Origin of the sequence: Saccharopolyspora shandongensis (assembly GCF_900106995.1) — a bacterium.
Taxonomy (GTDB): Bacteria; Actinomycetota; Actinomycetes; order Mycobacteriales; family Pseudonocardiaceae; genus Saccharopolyspora; species Saccharopolyspora shandongensis.
In genome coordinates this window covers 274,765-290,978 of record NZ_FNOK01000005.1, presented here as the reverse complement: position 1 = coordinate 290,978, position 16,214 = coordinate 274,765, and the positions used below count along the sequence as shown (strand labels likewise).

Annotated in this window: 12 protein-coding genes and 2 riboswitches; of the genes, 4 read left to right on the top strand and 8 right to left on the bottom strand. The window is 73.3% G+C overall.

Features of this window, described 5'->3' with window-relative positions; all coding sequences use genetic code 11:
- The first annotated feature begins 34 nt into the window (after positions 1-34).
- Positions 35-790, top strand: coding sequence for a cobalt-precorrin-6A reductase (locus BLW84_RS07880; protein ID WP_177226344.1), 756 nt, complete (start codon positions 35-37; stop codon positions 788-790).
- Here BLW84_RS07880 and BLW84_RS07875 read toward each other — a convergent pair.
- Genes BLW84_RS07875 through cobG form a run of 3 tightly spaced genes read right to left on the bottom strand, consistent with a single transcriptional unit; the run spans position 778 to position 4,180 of the window.
- Positions 778-2,298, bottom strand: coding sequence for a precorrin-2 C(20)-methyltransferase (locus tag BLW84_RS07875; RefSeq protein WP_093262946.1), 1,521 nt, complete (start codon positions 2,296-2,298; stop codon positions 778-780). The genes BLW84_RS07880 and BLW84_RS07875 overlap by 13 nt on opposite strands.
- Positions 2,295-2,921: a precorrin-8X methylmutase gene (locus tag BLW84_RS07870; RefSeq protein WP_093263125.1), complete on the bottom strand. Its 627-nt coding sequence runs from the start codon at positions 2,919-2,921 to the stop codon at positions 2,295-2,297. The genes BLW84_RS07875 and BLW84_RS07870 overlap by 4 nt, the downstream gene beginning before the upstream one ends.
- A 32-nt stretch (positions 2,922-2,953) precedes the next feature.
- Positions 2,954-4,180, bottom strand: coding sequence for a precorrin-3B synthase (cobG, locus tag BLW84_RS07865; protein WP_093262943.1), 1,227 nt, complete (start codon positions 4,178-4,180; stop codon positions 2,954-2,956).
- Between the two features lie 86 nt (positions 4,181-4,266).
- Positions 4,267-4,453, top strand: a riboswitch (cobalamin riboswitch).
- A 94-nt stretch (positions 4,454-4,547) separates the two neighbouring features.
- Between cobG and cobN the strand changes: the two genes are divergently transcribed.
- Positions 4,548-8,162, top strand: a complete 3,615-nt coding sequence (gene cobN / locus BLW84_RS07860; RefSeq protein ID WP_093262940.1) for a cobaltochelatase subunit CobN — start codon at positions 4,548-4,550, stop codon at positions 8,160-8,162.
- Between the two features lie 197 nt (positions 8,163-8,359).
- On the opposite strand, the gene cobA is transcribed toward cobN, so the two are convergent.
- Positions 8,360-9,583 (bottom strand): uroporphyrinogen-III C-methyltransferase, encoded by a 1,224-nt coding sequence (gene cobA / locus BLW84_RS07855; RefSeq protein ID WP_093262937.1) that lies wholly within the window; start codon positions 9,581-9,583, stop codon positions 8,360-8,362.
- A 145-nt stretch (positions 9,584-9,728) separates the two neighbouring features.
- Positions 9,729-10,784: a HoxN/HupN/NixA family nickel/cobalt transporter gene (locus BLW84_RS07850; protein ID WP_093262935.1), complete on the bottom strand. Its 1,056-nt coding sequence runs from the start codon at positions 10,782-10,784 to the stop codon at positions 9,729-9,731.
- A 77-nt stretch (positions 10,785-10,861) separates the two neighbouring features.
- Positions 10,862-10,986: riboswitch (cobalamin riboswitch) on the bottom strand.
- Between the two features lie 254 nt (positions 10,987-11,240).
- On the opposite strand from BLW84_RS07850, the gene BLW84_RS07845 reads away from it, so the two are divergent.
- A complete protein-coding gene (locus tag BLW84_RS07845; protein WP_093262932.1) occupies positions 11,241-11,510 on the top strand; it encodes a DUF1876 domain-containing protein in 270 nt (89 codons plus the stop codon).
- 60 nt (positions 11,511-11,570) lie between these two features.
- Here the strand turns inward: BLW84_RS07845 and BLW84_RS07840 are convergent, their stop codons facing one another.
- Positions 11,571-12,425 (bottom strand): LysR substrate-binding domain-containing protein, encoded by an 855-nt coding sequence (locus tag BLW84_RS07840; protein WP_093262929.1) that lies wholly within the window; start codon positions 12,423-12,425, stop codon positions 11,571-11,573.
- 90 nt (positions 12,426-12,515) lie between these two features.
- Here BLW84_RS07840 and BLW84_RS07835 point away from each other — a divergent pair, with 90 nt between their 5' ends.
- A complete protein-coding gene (locus tag BLW84_RS07835; RefSeq protein WP_093262927.1) occupies positions 12,516-13,433 on the top strand; it encodes a DMT family transporter in 918 nt (305 codons plus the stop codon).
- Between the two features lie 177 nt (positions 13,434-13,610).
- On the opposite strand, the gene BLW84_RS07830 is transcribed toward BLW84_RS07835, so the two are convergent.
- Both BLW84_RS07830 and BLW84_RS48920 read right to left on the bottom strand, forming a co-directional pair.
- Positions 13,611-14,249: a response regulator transcription factor gene (locus tag BLW84_RS07830; RefSeq protein ID WP_093262925.1), complete on the bottom strand. Its 639-nt coding sequence runs from the start codon at positions 14,247-14,249 to the stop codon at positions 13,611-13,613.
- Positions 14,201-16,051: a sensor histidine kinase gene (locus tag BLW84_RS48920; protein WP_177226343.1), complete on the bottom strand. Its 1,851-nt coding sequence runs from the start codon at positions 16,049-16,051 to the stop codon at positions 14,201-14,203. Before BLW84_RS48920 ends, BLW84_RS07830 begins: the two co-directional genes overlap by 49 nt.
- Positions 16,052-16,214: the final 163 nt, after the last annotated feature.

Here is a 16,214-nt window from a genome sequence, read left to right as displayed (position 1 = left end):
TCCTCATGCGCGCAGCGACAACGGGGCGGGTCTGATGACCCGCGTGCTCGTCCTCGGTGGCACCGGCGAGGCCAGGAAGCTCGCCGAACGGCTCGCCGAGCGGCCGGACCTGCGCGTCACGTCGTCCCTCGCCGGCCGGGTCCGAGAGCCGCAGCTGCCGCCGGGCGAGGTGCGCGTCGGCGGCTTCGGCGGTGTCGACGGGCTGGCCGACTGGCTCCAGCGCGAGCAGGTCGACGCGGTCGTCGACGCCACCCATCCGTTCGCCGGCACGATCACCGAAAACGCCGTAGCGGCGGCGGAACGCGCCGGGTGCCCGATCCTGGTGTTGCGCCGTCCCGCGTGGCGGCCGGGCCCCGGGGACGACTGGCGTCCAGCGCCCTCTTTGGCCGCGGCCGCGGCGCTGCTGCCCGAGCTGGGCGAACGGATCTTCCTCACCACCGGCCGGCAGGGCCTCGCGCACTTCGCCGCGCTCGGCCTCCGGTTCCTGGTGCGGACCGTCGATCCGCCCGAACCGCCGCTGCCGCCGCACACCACGGTGCTGCTCGCCCGCGGGCCGTTCACGGTCCACGACGAGCTCGCCCTGCTTCGGGAGCACAGCATCGACGTCGTCGTCACCAAGAACAGCGGCGGTTCGATGACCAGCGCGAAGCTCACCGCGGCCCGCGAACTCGGGCTGCCGGTGGTGGTGGTCCAGCGGCCGCCCCAGCCCGCCGCGCCCTCGGCCGAGACGGTCGAGGACGCCGCCGCCTGGCTCGATTCCGCGCTGCGCCAACGAGATCACGCCGGGTAGCGCCGCGGCGTGAACACGACGTCGCGCCCGTCCGCGCCGCCGACGAGCCGCGTCGTCGACGAGCCGATCAGCAGCAGGCACCGCATGTCCACATCGGACGGATCGAGGTCGGCCAGGCGCACCACCTTGATGCTCTCCGCCGGGCCGCCGACGTCCCGGCCGATGACCACCGGCGTGTCGGGCGAGCGGTGCTCCAGGACCGCGTCCCGGGCGGCCGCGACCTGCCAGGTGCGGCTGCGCGAGGCGGGGTTGTAGATCGCCATGACGAGGTCCGCCGACGCCGCGGCGCGCAGCCGCTCGACGATCACCTCCCACGGCTTGAGCCGGTCGGAAAGCGACAGCACGCAGAAGTCGTGGCCCAGCGGCGCGCCGACGCGGCTGGCCACCGCCTGCGCCGCCGTCATGCCGGGCAGGACCCGCACCGGCACGTCCGAGCGCTCCGCCGCGACCTCCAGCACCGCGCTGGCCATCGCGAACACGCCGGGATCGCCGGAGGAGATCACCGCGACCCGCGACCCGCGCCGGGCCAGCTCCAGCGCGAACTCCGCGCGTTCGGCCTCCACCCGGTTGTCGGACGCGTGCTTGCGCTGCCGCGGGTTGTCCGGGATCCGGGCGAGGTACGGGGCGTAGCCGACCAGGTCGTCGGCCGCGGCGAGCGCCGCCTGCGCCTCCGGCGTCACCCACTCGCGGCCGCCGGGCCCGAGCCCGACCACCACGACCTCACCGCGCTCCGCGCCGCGGTCGGCGGCCACGGCGGTCGCGTGGACCGCGGCGTCCGAATTCGCCGGTCCGGGCAGCAGCGCCAGCGAGAAGTACGGGACGGTTTCCGGGTCGACGTCCGCGAGCGGCTGCAGGCGCTGCCGATCCGTGGTCGCGCGCTCGGCGTACCAGGCCTCGTCCAGGCGGCCCGCCTTCTCGAACGCCTGCCGCACGCCTTCGAAGGTGCGCCCCAGCTTGAGCACCGCGGCGGCATCGGTCGTGGCGAGCCGTTCGGCGAGGACGTCCGGCGGGAGGGTGCCCGGCAGCACGGTGAAGATCTCGTCGCGTTCGGCCAGCGGGCGCCCGAGCGCCGCCGACGCGCCGCTGACCGAGGTGATGCCGGGAACGACCTCGGCGCGGAAGCGGCCGGCCAACCGCTTGTGCATGTGCATGTAGGAGCCGTAGAAGAGCGGGTCGCCCTCGGCGAGCAGGACGACGTCGCGCCCGGCGTCGAGGTGCGCCGCGAGCCGGGCCGCGCAGTCCGCGTAGAACTCGTCGATGGCGCCCTGGTAGCCGCCCGGATGGTCGGTGGTCTCGGTGGTCACCGGGTAGACGAGGGCCTCCTCGACCTGCCCCGGCCGCAGGTACGGCTCGGCGACGGACCTCGCGATGCTCCTGCCGTGCCGGGCGCTGTGGTACGCGATCACCTCGGCCCGCTCGATCAGCCGGGCGGCCTTGACCGTCACCAGCTCCGGGTCGCCGGGGCCGAGACCCACGCCGAAAAGCGTGCCCTTGCCGTTGCTGCTCACTCTTCCTCGCTCGCGATCGCGTTGATGGCGGCCACCGCCATGGCGCTGCCGCCGCGGCGGCCGTGCACCACCAGGTGGTCCAGCCCGGCGGGATGCGCCGCCAACGCCTCCTTCGATTCCGCGGCGCCGATGAAGCCGACGGGCAGCCCCAGCACCGCGGCGGGCTTCGGGGCGCCGTCCTCGATCATCTCCAGCAGCCGGAACAGCGCCGTCGGGGCGTTGCCGATCGCGACGACCGAACCCGCCAGCCGGTCGCGCCACAGCTCCAGCGCCGCCGCGCTGCGGGTCGTGCCCAGCTCGCGGGCCAGGCCCGGGACCCGCTCGTCGGACAGCGTGCAGATCACGTCGTTGTCCGCGGGCAGGCGGCGCCGGGTCACGCCGGCGGCGACCATCGCGGCGTCGCACAGCACCGGCGCACCGGCGCGGAGGGCCGCGCGCGCGTTGATCACCGCGTTCGCCGAGTACGCCAGGTCGTCGACCAGGTCGACCATGCCGCAGGCGTGGATCATCCGCACCGCTACCCCGGCCACCTCCGGCGGCAGGCCGCCCAGGGCGGTTTCGGCGCGGATCGTGGCGAAGGAGCGGCGGTAGATCTCCGCCCCTTCCCGGACGTAATCGGGCACCCCGCGGTAGCGGGTCGCCCCGTTGTTCTCGTTCACACTGTCCTCCGTGCCGCGACGAGCGCGGCGGATACCTGGTCGACATCGGCGCCGGATGCCCGCGTCTCGCCGTCGAGACCGACCTCGTAGCCGGCACCGGTCGCCAGCACTTCCACGACGCGTCCCTGCGGCCGGCCGCAGCGCCGTTCGCAACCCGACCAGTGCACCGGCAGAGCACTGCCGTCCGCGGCTCGCGATGCGCGCCGGGCGTCGTCGCGGACGTCGGCCCGCGCCTTCGCGCACCCGGGACGACCGGCGCACGCGGTCACCCCGGCACCGGCCGAGGACGGATCGACGAGCAGGCCGTGCGCGCCGAGGTCCGAGAGCCACCGACCGGCTTCGTCCGGCCGCAAGCCGGGCAGGACGACGGTCCGCCACGGCGTCAGACGAAGCTCACCCGCGGCGTCGGACGCGGCGGTGATGATATCCAGCTGTTCCCGGGACAGGCGGCCCAGTGGTGCCCCCGCCACCACCGCGACCGTTCCGCCGGGCCGTTGCACCCCGCCGACCTGCGCATGCGTCGCCGGCTGGGTCGACGGCAGCGGCGCGGCCGGGACGGCGCCGAGGCGATCGGCGACCCGGCGCGCACCATCGTCGAGCTCGGCGAGCCGCCAAGCCGAGCGTCCCTGCGCGGCCTTCTCCGCCAGGAACGCCTCCGCCGCGGCGATGGCGACGCCGGCGGCCTGGTCCGGGGTCGATCGCACTCCGGAATCCACGCCGGCGAGCACCAGCGCCAGGGTGTCGGCGCGCTGCGCGAGCAGCCCGACGTCGGCGCCGAGCGAGATGACGTCCGTGCTGCCGTCGTCGACGGCGAACAGGAAACGTCCGGGCAGGTCCGCCAGCGACGGCGTCGCGCAGAGCGCCGCGTCGAGTTCCCGGGCCACCGCCCGCACGTTGACCAGCTCGCGGCCGTCCGCAGAGGGCGAGCCGATGATGTTGCGGACCCGCTCGTGCGTTGCCGACGGCAGCAACCCGGCGGCCCGGAGCCCGGCGGCGAGTTCCTCCTCCGCTCCCGCGGGCAGTCCGCGCACCTGCACGTTCGCCCGCGAGGTGAGCTCTGCGCCGCCGTCGCCGAGCGCCGCGGCCGCCGCGATCGCCCGGACCTGGGGCGGCGCGAGCACGCCGCCCGGGACGCGGATCCGGGCCAGTCCGCCGTCGGCTGCCTCGTGCACCCGCAGCGCGCCGGGACAGGCGTCCCGCTCTGGTCTGGCTCTGTGCAACACGCGGCTGATACTACGGACCCAGGTAGTTGCGGCCGCAAAACAAGCGCGGTGCGACGCGCATCATGCCCGCGCCGCTTGACGTAAGATCGCCCCGTTGCGAAGAGTGGTCGCAGCATTCAGCGGCGACGGTGGAGGAAGCCGGTGCGAATCCGGCGCGGTCCCGCCACTGTCACCGGGGAGCGGACTCCAGGGAAGTCACTGTCCTAACTGGACGGGAAGACGGAGCGAGCGCTGATCCGGGAGCCAGGAGACTCCGGTCGCCGCGACCTACGAACCGGGGCGAGGACCCCGAGGGAGGTGCCGCCATGCGCTGCGCACGCGTGCCCAGGCCCAGCGACGCCGGTCGCCACGCCGAGGAGCGATCCGCATGATCCTACTTCTGTCCACTTCGGACACCGATCTGCTCAGCGCGCGGGCCGCCGACGCCGACTACCGGCTCGGCAACCCGGCGCGGCTGGGCGTGGACGACCTGCCCCCGCTGCTGGCGGACGTCGACCTCGTCGTCGTGCGGCTGCTCGGCGGCCGCCGGGCCTGGGAAGAGGGCCTGGACGCGCTGCTCGCGGGCCCGCGCCCGGTGATCGTGCTCGGCGGCGAGCAGGCCCCGGACGCGGAACTGATGGAATGCTCGACCGTGCCGAGCGGGGTGTGCGCCGAAGCGCACCGCTACCTCGCCCACGGCGGCCCGGACAACCTGGCTCAGCTGCACCGATTCCTGTCCGACACGATCCTGCTCACCGGGCACGGCTTCGAGCCGCCGGCGGAGACGCCGACCTGGGGCGTGCTGGAGCGGACCCCGCGGCGCACCGAGGGCCCGACCGTCGCCGTGCTCTACTACCGCGCGCACCACATGGCGGGCAACACCGCGTTCGCGAACGCGCTGTGCGAGGCCATCGAAGACGTCGGCGGCCAGGCCCTGCCGCTGTTCTGCGCCTCCCTGCGCGCGCCCGACCCGCAGCTGCTGGAGCAGCTCGGCCGGGCGGACGCGCTGGTCGTCACCGTGCTCGCCGCGGGCGGCACGAAGCCGGCCACCGCCTCCGCCGGCGGTGACGACGAGGCCTGGGACGTCGGCGCGCTCGCCGAACTCGACATCCCGATCCTGCAGGGGCTGTGCCTGACCAGCTCCCGCGAAGCCTGGGAGGACAACGACGAAGGCCTGTCGCCGCTGGACATGGCCACGCAGGTCGCCGTGCCCGAGTTCGACGGCCGCCTGATCACCGTGCCGTTCTCCTTCAAGGAGAACGACGCCGAGGGACTGCCGGTCTACGTGGCCGACCGCGAACGGGCGGCCCGGGTCGCCGGCATCGCGGTCCGGCACGCGACGCTGCGGCACGTGCCGCCGCAGGACAAGCGCCTGGCGCTGATGCTGTCGGCCTACCCGACCAAGCACTCCCGGATCGGCAACGCGGTCGGCCTGGACACGCCGGTCAGCGCTGTCCGCCTGCTGCGGGCGCTGCGCGAGCAGGGCTACGACATCGGCCCCGAGGACGGCCCCGACGCACTGCCCGGCGTCGCGGACCAGGACGGCGATGCGCTGATCCACGCGCTGATCGCCGCCGGTGGCCAAGACCGCGACTGGCTGTCCGAGGAGCAGCTCAGCGGCAACCCGGTCCGCATCCCCGCGCGCCGGTACGCCAGCTGGTTCGCGACGCTGCCCGAGGACCTGCGCACCGCGATCGAGCAGCACTGGGGACCGCCGCCGGGCGAGCTGTTCGTCGACCGCTCCCAGGACCCGGAGGGCGAGATCGTGCTCGCCGCCGTCCGCGCGGGCAACGTTGTGCTCATGGTGCAGCCGCCCCGCGGTTTCGGCGAGAACCCGATCGCGATCTACCACGACCCGGACCTGCCGCCGAGCCACCACTACCTGGCGGCCTACCGCTGGCTGATCGACGAGTTCGGCGCCCACGCCATGGTGCACCTCGGCAAGCACGGCAACCTCGAGTGGCTGCCGGGGAAGACGGCGGGCATGTCCGCCTCGTGCGCCCCGGACGCCGCGATCGCCGACCTCCCGCTGATCTACCCGTTCCTGGTCAACGACCCCGGCGAGGGCACCCAGGCCAAGCGCCGGGTGCACGCCACCCTGGTCGACCACCTCGTGCCGCCGATGGCCCGCGCGGAGAGCTACGGCGACATCGCCCGGCTGGAACAGCTCCTCGACGAGCACGCCAACATCTCCGCGATGGACCCGGCGAAGCTGCCCGCGATCCGCAGCCAGATCTGGACGCTGATGCAGGCCGCCAAGCTCGACCACGACCTCGGGCTCGACGAACGGCCGCACGACGCGGAGTTCGACGACATGCTGCTGCACGTCGACGGCTGGCTCTGCGAGGTCAAGGACGCCCAGATCCGCGACGGCCTGCACGTGCTCGGCGACGCCCCGGCCGGCGAGGCCCGGGTGAACCTCGTGCTCGCGATGCTGCGCGCGCGCCAGATGTGGAGCGGGCAGAGCGCCGCGCTGCCCGGACTGCGGGAAGCGCTCGGGCTCGCCGAGGACGGCAGCGCGGCCCGCGAGCAGGTCGACGACGTCGAGACCCGCGCGCACGCCCTGGTCCAGGCGATGGAAGACCGCGGCTGGCGCCCGGATTCCGCGCCTGAGGTCTGCCGGGAGGTCCTCGGCGACGCCGAAGACGCGGTCGTGCGGGTGCTGGAGTTCGCCGCGACCGAGGTGGTGCCGCGGCTCGCCGCGACGACCGACGAGATGACCGCGACGCTGCACGCCCTCGAAGGCGGGTACGTTCCCGCGGGTCCCAGCGGGTCGCCGCTGCGCGGGCTGGTCAACGTCCTGCCCACCGGCCGCAACTTCTACTCGGTCGACCCCAAGGCCGTGCCCAGCCGCCTGGCCTGGGAGACGGGGTGGGCGATCGCCGAATCGCTGCTCGACCGCTACCGCGCCGACACCGGCGACTGGCCCCGCTCGGTCGGCCTGTCGGTGTGGGGCACCAGCGCGATGCGCACGTCCGGCGACGACATCGCGGAGGTGCTGGCGCTGCTCGGCGTCCGGCCGACCTGGGACGAGGCGTCGCGCCGGGTCAACGGGCTGGAGGTGATCCCGCTCGACGAGCTGGGCCGCCCCCGCATCGACGTCACGGTCCGCATCAGCGGTTTCTTCCGGGACGCCTTCCCGCACGTGGTCGCGCTCCTCGACGACGCGGTGCGCCTGGTCGCCGCCCTCGACGAACCGGACGAGCAGAACTTCGTGCGGGCGCACGCGCGCGCCGACCTCGCCGAGCACGGCGACGAGCGGCGCGCCACGATGCGGATCTTCGGCTCCAAGCCGGGCGCGTACGGCGCGGGGATCCTGCCGCTGATCGACAGCCGGAACTGGCGCGACGACGCCGATCTGGCCGAGGTGTACGCGGTGTGGGGCGGCTTCGCCTACGGGCGCGAGCTGGACGGCGAACCGGCCCGCGCCGACATGGAGAGCGCCTACAAGCGGATCTCCGTGGCGGCGAAGAACACCGACACGCGCGAGCACGACATCGCCGACTCCGACGACTACTTCCAGTACCACGGCGGCATGATCGCCACGGTCCGGGCGCTGACCGGCAAGGCGCCGGCGGCCTACATCGGCGACAGCACGCGCCCCGACTCGATCCGCACCAGGTCCCTGACCGAGGAGACGTCGCGGGTGTTCCGGGCCCGCGTCGTCAACCCGCGGTGGCTGGCGGCGATGCGCCGCCACGGCTACAAGGGCGCTTTCGAGCTGGCGGCGACGGTGGACTACCTGTTCGGCTACGACGCCACGACCGGCGTCGTGGCCGACTGGATGTACGAGAAGCTCGCCGAGACCTACGTCTTGGACGAGGAGAACCAGCGGTTCCTCACCGAGTCCAACCCGTGGGCGCTGCACGGCATCTCCGAGCGGCTGCTGGAGGCCGCCAACCGGCAGATGTGGCAGGAGCCGAACCCGGACACCTTGCAGGCGCTGCAGGACGTCTACCTGCAGACCGAGGGTGATCTGGAGGACGGGCCCGGCCAGCGCTGACGAGCTCGGCACGTTCCCGCGCTGCACGACGCCCTCGGCATGTCGTGCAGCGCGGTCAGTTTTGCCTGGTGAGGGCCCGTGAGTACTTTGTGTCGCTGTAGCACCACAAAACACTCACGGGTCCTGATCAGCGGAAACATTCCCCAAACCAAAGCAGCAGCGACCTCCCGAAGCTCGCGGAGGACCTGGAGACGCTGCTACCGGCGCGACTCCGGAGCGAGGTCCGCCACCGGTCCGACGACGATCACCGCGGGCGGCTTGATCTCCGCGTCCCGCACGGCGTCGGCGACCTCGCCGAGCGTGGTGCGGAGCGTCTGCTGGTTGCGGGTGGTGCCTTCCTGCACCACCGCGACCGGCGACTTCGGGTCGCGGCCGTGCTCGATCAGGATGGCCGCGAACTCCCGGATCCGCTTGACCCCCATCATCAGCACGAGGGTGCCGCGCAGCCGGCCCAGCGCCGGCCAGTCCACCAGCGACTGCTCGTCGTGCGGCCCGACGTGCCCGGACACGACCACGACCTCGTGCGCGACGCCGCGATGGGTGACCGGCACGTCGGCCGCGGCGGGAGCCGCGAAAGCGCTGGTGATCCCGGGCACCGCGGTCACCGCGACCCCAGCCTCGACGCACGCCAGCAGCTCCTCGAACCCGCGCCCGAACAGGTACGGGTCGCCGCCCTTGAGCCGGACCACGAACTTGCCGGCCTTGGCATGCTCGATCAGCAGCGAGTTGATGACGTCCTGGTTGGCCGCCCGCCCGTAGGGGATCTTCGAGGCGTCCACCACCTCCACGTGCGGGCCGAGCTCTTCGAGCAGCTCGCGCGGCGCCAGACGGTCGGTGATCACGACGTCCGCGCGGCCCAGCAGCTGGCGCCCGCGGACCGTGATCAGGTCCGGGTCGCCCGGGCCGCCGCCGACGAGCGCGACGCCCGGCGCGGGCGGCTCGGACCGCTCGTCGACCACACCGGTGCGCAACGCCTCCACGAGCCCGTCCCGCACGGCGGCGGAGCGCCGGTGATCGCCACCCGCCAGCACCCCGAGCAGCAGCCCGCCGTGCTGGGCCACCGCGGGCGTGACGGCGGTTCCCTGCGAGGCGTCGTCGGCGCGGACGCAGAAGATGCGGCGCTGCTCGGCTTCGGCCGCGACCGCGGCGTTCACCTCGGCTCCGGTCGCGCACGCCACGACGTACCAAGCACCTTCCAGGTCGCCGTCGGCGTAGGGGCGCCGGTGCCACGTCAGGTCGCCCGCCTCGGCCATCGCCTCGACGGCCGGGGTCGCCTCCGGCGCGATCACGTCGACCAGCGCACCGGAGTTGATCAGGCGCGGGACCCGGCGCTGCGCGACGGTGCCCGCGCCGACGACGACCACCCGCTTCCCGGTTAGGTCGAGCCCGGCGAAGTAGTGCTGTTCAGTGTGCTTGGTCATGTCCGTAGTCCATGTCGGCTCCGCCCCGGCGAACTCGCCGGGGCCTTGTGCTCAGGGGCGCAGCCACGCGGTAGGCCACCTCGTCGTGGCTCACGATCACCGGCCTGACCTCGGGGCGCCACCTGGCACAGCCGGTGGACGCCGGTCACGCGCGCTCCGCGTCGTCGCCGCGGGCGGCGACTTTCCACCAGAGCGCGGCGCCGCCCCATACTGCCATGAAAGCGGCCAGCGTCAGATAGCCGAGCAGCTCGAAGTGGTCGCCGATGGTCGCGATCGGCGCCGCGGAGGACACGCCGAGCTCCTGGAGCAGTCCGGCGAGGACGACCAGCGCGACGACTGCGGCGAGCACCACCGTCAGCGCCGTGGTCGTCACGTTCACCCACAGCCGCCGCAACGGCCGCGCCAGCGACCACGTGTAGGCGCGGGACATCAGCATGCCGTCCACACTGTCCACTGTGCACATTCCGGCGGCGAACAGCAGCGGCAGGCTGAGCACGGCGACGGCGGACAGGTGCTCGGTCGGGGAGACCATGGCGAGCACGGTGATCTCGGTGGCGGTCTGCATGCCGAGCCCGAACAGCAGCCCGATGCCGAACAGGTGCCAGGAGCGGGCCACGGTGCGCATCCGTCCCCGCAGCACCCGGGCGAGCAGGCCGCGCCGCCCGAGCACCAGCTCGACCTCGGCCTCGTCGACCGCGCCGTGGCGGGCGCGGCGCAGCAGCCGCAGGGCATCGCGCAGCACCAGCGCGTTGAGCACCGCCAACGCGGTCAGGACCGCGATCACGACCAGGTCGACCGCCGTGGCGACCCGCACGCCGGCTTCCTCGGCCCACTGCTGCGCGGCGGGCCCGGCGATGAAAGCGACCGCGACGGCGAGGAAGAGCACGACGCTGGCGTGCCCGAGGGCGAACCACATGCCGGTCGACACCGGTCGCCTGCCGCGCTGCATCAGCAGCCGCGTGGCGTCGTCGATCACCGCGACGTGGTCGGCGTCGAACCCGTGGCGCAATCCGAGCAGGTACGCGGTCATCCCCGCGGCGGCCAGCCCGCCCACGGCGCCGAATTCCTGCTGTTGCAGCAGGTACGCGCCCCAACCCGCCAGGTGGAGCACTCCGACGGCGGCCAGCACGACCGCTGCTTTCCGGCGCTCGGTGGCGCCCCAACCGGCCTGCGGCCGACTCGCTTCGGCATCCCAAGACATGGGATCTCCGACCTCCTGGGTTTCCCGCCCGAGGGGCTCGGTGTCCGCACGCCGCGGCGCGGCGCGGGGCCGGCGCGCAGTCTCCTGACTCCCGGATCGACGTGGCACCCCGGCCTTCCAGCTGCACGCAGCCGTGGCAACGGATGGGGCCCACTCCCCGGTCACAGTGGCGGGACCGTCCCGGATTCGCACCGGGTTCCTGCACTGTCGGCGGCCGTATCCTGGCCTGCCCCGCGCCCCTAGGTCAAACCCCGGGTGAAGTCGATCACGACGGGAGCGCTGTTTGGCGGCGAGGCCCGATTGGGTAAGTCGCGCCTACCGGTCTGCGTGGCCGAACGGGGCGACCCGGACGGGTGAACACCGGTCTTTCGCGGCTCCGGTCGGCCGGCGCATGCTTGGGCTACGGCGACCTCAAGGGCCTGCGGGAACGCGGGCCGACGGGGACAGGAGGCGACCATGAACGAGACCCACACCATCACGCTGAACCTGCAGGTCGTGGAGGCGGGCGCGAAGACCACCGCCGACGTCGGGTTCACCACTCCGGGCGGTCAGGCGCTACACGGGCACGGCACCGCGCGCCGCCACCCGGACGACCCGGAGGTACCGCAGATCGGCGACGAGATCGCGATCGCCCGCGCCCTGTTCGAACTGGCGCACAAGCTGCTGGACAACGCGGCCAACGACATCGGCGAGCGCCTGCACCGCCGCGTGCACCTGCCCGCCTGACACGCAGCTACGGGGCGTCTCCGATCCGTCGGGGGCGCCCCGTCCACGTGGAAAGCGCGCTCACGTATGCGCTTCGACCACCTCGCGCGCCGTCTTCGCGACGAGGTCCGCGAGGTCGTCGTCGAGTCCGGGGCGGGCCCGGACCCGCAGCGGCGCCGAATCCAGCCGCGGGAGGTCGTCGCGCACCACCAGCCCTTCCAGGCGCGGCTTCGCCGAGGGCAGCAGCGTGACACCGAGGCCGGACCGCGCGGCCGCGAGCACCCCGGCCAGATCGGCGGCTTCGCACACCAGGTCCGGATGCCGGCCGATCCCGGTCACCGCATCGACCGCGAGCCGCCGCATGATGCACGGCTCGTCGAAGACGACCATCGGCAGCGGCTCGCCGGGGCCCGGCGGCGCCCAGTCCGGCGCCGCGTACCAGTCCATCCGGAGCCGGCCCGCGTCCCGGCTCCGCCCGCCGACCGACATGTCGATCAGCAGGGCGATATCGATGCTGCCGCGGTCCACCGCTTCCGCGAGCCGCGCCGTGCGGTCCAGCCGGAACCGCACTTCGAGCGCCGGGAAGGCGGCTCGCATCCGGGTCGCCAGCTCGGGGAGCAGCCGGTCGGCGGCGTGTTCGGTGGAGCCGAAGACGAGTGTGCGGCGCTCCTCCGCGCCGAGCCGGCGCAGCGCCTCGTCGTGCGCATCGAGGATGCGCCGCGCCTCGGCCAGCAGGAGCTCGCCGGACGCCGTGAACTTGGCCTGCCGCCCCTCCCGGACCACCAGCTTCCGGTCCAGCACCCGCTCCAGCTTGCGCAGGTGCTGGCTGACCGCGGACTGGGTCAGGGACAGCGCGGCGGCGGCCCGGTGGAACCCGCCGCAGTCGGCGACCGCGACCATGCTGCGCAACGCCACGATGTCCAACACCGCACTCATGCGACCACCATAACCGATCAGTGATTGAAATCGATCGCGATCACTTATCGTCGTTGGACGCGGCCGGACCCGGCAGGCGAGGCTGGGATCATGCAGAGCACCCGCTCGATCCCGCTGCCGCTGGCGGCGCCGATCGTCGTCATCTGGGCCAGCGGATTCCCCACCGGGAAGCTGGGTGTCGGCGCCGCTCCCCCGTTCCTCCTGACGTCCGTGCGACTCGCGCTGGCCGCGCTGGTGTTCGCGGCGATCGCGGTCTGCTCCCGCGCGACCTGGCCCGGCGGCAAGCGGTTCGGGCACACCGCCGTCGCCGGAATCCTCACCAGCGGAGCGCAGTTCGCCGGGTGCTACGGCGGGATGGCCGTCGGGGTCCCGGCATCGGTGACCGCGCTGGTGCTCGCCATGAACCCGGTGCTCACCGCGGCACTCGCGGCCGGATTCCTGGGCGAGCGGCTGAGCCGGATCCGCGCGATCGGGCTCGTCCTCGGCGTGCTCGCCGTCGTCGTCACGCTCGGCGGCCAGGTGCTCGCCGACGGCGCGGTGAACCCTGGAATCCTGCTCACCCTGCTGGGGTTGCTCGGATTCTCCGCGGGCGGGCTCTACCAGCAGCGGTACTGCACCGGGGTCGACGTCCGGGCCGGTGGCGCCGTGCAGTCGGGCGCGGCGGCTCTGGCGGTCGGCGTGATCGCGGTGTTCGAACAGGGCCACGTCACGCACTGGGGGCAGGCGACCGCGGTGCTGCTGTGGCTGGTCCTGGCGGGATCGGTGGCCGGAACCGCGTTCTACCTGCGGGCGATCGCGGTCGGCGGCGCGAGCCGGGCCAGCGCCCTGTTCTGCATCGTCCCGCCCGTTTCCGCCCTGCTGTCCTGGCCGATCCTGGGCGAAACGCCGTCGGTCACCGCAGTGCTGGGAATGGCCATCGGAGCCGTGGCGTGCGTGCTCGGCACCAGGCCCGATCCGGCCCGCGCCCCCAAGCCCCGAGGACTCGCAGAGGCGCGGGCCGCGGCGTGAAAGCTCTGGGTCGACATAGAGGCTGTGTTGTTCGAGTCGGCATTTGCTTTGAAGCGGCGCAGCCGCTTAGCCCACCCTCGCATTCATGATGTCGGGGATCCCACAGCGAGAAGGCCGCAGTAACTCCCGCAGGGGGCCGCTACTTGCACCGCCACGCAAATTGAGGATGAAAAAACCTCACTGTTTGAGGTATTCCAGCACTGCCAGGACCCTGCGGTTGGTGTCGTCGGACGTTTCCAGGCCCAGCTTCCCGAAGATGCTCGCGATGTTCTTGCTCACCGCGCCTTCGCTGATGAACAGCTGCTGGGAGATCGCCGCGTTCGAGCGCCCCTCGGCCATCAGCGACAGCACCTCGCGCTCCCGCTCCGTCAACCGCTCCAGCGGGGTGGTCCGCCGGGCGACCAGCGCGGAGATCACCTCCGGGTCCATCGCGGTGCCGCCGGCGGCGACCCGGCGCACCGCGTCGATGAACTGCTCGGCGTTGAACACCCGGTCCTTGAGCAGGTAGCCGATCCCGCCGGTGCCGTCGGCCAGGAGTTCGCGCGCGTACAGCTGCTCGACGTGCTGGGACAGCACCAGCACCGGCAGTCCCGGGATCTCGCGCCGGGCGACCAGCGCGGCCCGCAGCCCCTCGTCGGTCTGGGTGGGCGGCAGCCGCACGTCGACCACCGCCACGTCCGGCCGGTGCTCCAACAGCGCCCGCTCCAGCTCGGGACCGGTCTCCACGGCTGCGACGATCTCGCAGCCGTGCGCGGCGAGCAGGGTGGTCAGGCCGTCTCGGAGGAGGAAGAGGTCTTCTGCGAGGACAACGCGCACGGGATCTCCATCGTCGCCCGGGTCGGACCGCCGAGCGGGCTGCTGAGGTGCAATGTTCCGTCGAATGTACCGAGCCTGCGCCGGATTCCCCGCAGCCCGCTGCCGCGGTCCGGGTCGGCCCCGCCCGAACCGTCGTCGGTCACGACGACCCGCAGCGACCCCCGCTGGTAATCCAGCTCGACGCGGATCGCCTCCGCCCCGGCGTGCTTGAGCGCGTTCGTGACCAGCTCCCGGGTCGCGAAATAGGCCGCGGACTCCACTGCGGACGGGCATCGCCCGGGCAGGTCCGCCGACACCTCGATCCGCACGCTCAGGTCGAGGGCCAGCGCGCGCACGGCATCGACGAGGCCGCGCTCGGTGAGCACCGGCGGGCGGATTCCCCGCACCAGGGCGCGGAGTTCGGCGAGGGTCTGCCCGGACTCGGCCTTGCTCTCGCCCAGCAGCTCCCTGGCCCGCTGCGGGTCGCTGTCCAGGAGCTGCTCCGCGGCCGCGAGCTTCAGCCCCAGCGCGATCAGCCGGGCCTGGGCGCCGTCGTGCAGGTCCCGCTCGATGCGGCGCAGCTGGGTGTCCTCGGCTTCGGTCGCGTCGGCGCGGGTCTCGGCGAGCCGCCGAACCCGTTGCGCCAGCAGGGTTTTCCCGGTCGGCGCCAGCAGCACACGAGTCCATCGGCCGTGCAGGCGCACCAGCGGCGGCGCCAGCGCCACCACCGCCGCCCCGGCGGCCAGCCCGAGCGGGAACCCGGCCAGCGGGGTTTCCGCGAGCCACTTCGCCGGGGCGGGCAGCTCCGCCCACGGCTGCCCGACGTCGGAGAACAGGCCGCCGATCCAGATCCAGAACGGGATCCAGAAGCCCCAGCCGAAGACCCAGCACAACGCCGCGAGCGGGGCCAGCAGCGCCGCGGTGACCGGGCCGTCGCCGAGCAGCCACAACAGGTCTCGCGCGCTCGCCGGATCGGTCATCGCCTGGCGGTAGCGGGCCCACCTGATCGCGGGTCGCGGCGACTTCCGCAGCATCCGGCCGGCCCGGTAGAGCCCGTCGGAAGTGGGCAGTGGCGCGACGAAGGGCAGGTAGACCTCGTCCACCGCCACCCCGGACCACTTCCCGGCGAGGCTGCGGCCCAGACCCGCGAGCAGCCGGGCGACCCGGTTGCACCAGGGCCACCACACGAACGCGCCCAGCACGTGGGTGACGACGAAGAGGACGACCAGGAGTACGCCCGCGAGCAGGTTCACCACGGCCAGCAGGCCGAGAACCGCCAGGTGCCAGAGGTCGTGCAACCCGTGCACGACGCGTTCCCACCAGCGGCACGGCCGAACCGGGCTCAGCAGCAGCCGCGTCCAAAGCCCGTGCGCCCGCAGGAAAGTCCGGCCGCCCAGCACCGCCAGCAGGCCCAGCACCGCGCCGGCGACCGTGTTGAGCAGCATCCAGTTCAGGTCCCGGTTCGTCGCCGGGTCCTCCGCCAACCACACGACGCGCGCGAGGTAGCGCGGGATGCGCGGCTTCCGGTACAGCGCCTTGTCGTGCCGGTACCAGCCCTCGGCGTCCGGCTGCGGTTCCGGCGGGGCGGGCCGGTACGGCACCGGCACCTCGACGCCGCCCCAGTCCCGCGCCAGCCGCCGGCCGAGGTTCGCGGCCGCCCGGCAGCGTCCGACGAGCCACTCCCCCGGCCACAGCAAGCCGAGCGACGCCGCCCCCAGACCGAACAGGTACAGCACGAACAGCAGCGGCCCCGGCAGCGCCAGCAGCAGGAGCACCAGCCCGCGCCCGGCGGTTGTCGCACGTTGTCGTGCCCGATTTCGCATAAGTCCATCTTCTCCGGCACCGGCGGAAATGCACTGCCCGTGCCTTCCGCGTGGAGGTAGAGCTAGCTCTACTCCCGAACGGGCCGAAAGCCCACCTCGAACGGCAGCAAGACGCATACCCGCAGGCACGCGGCGTTCCTAGCGTCAACGCCATGGCAATCAG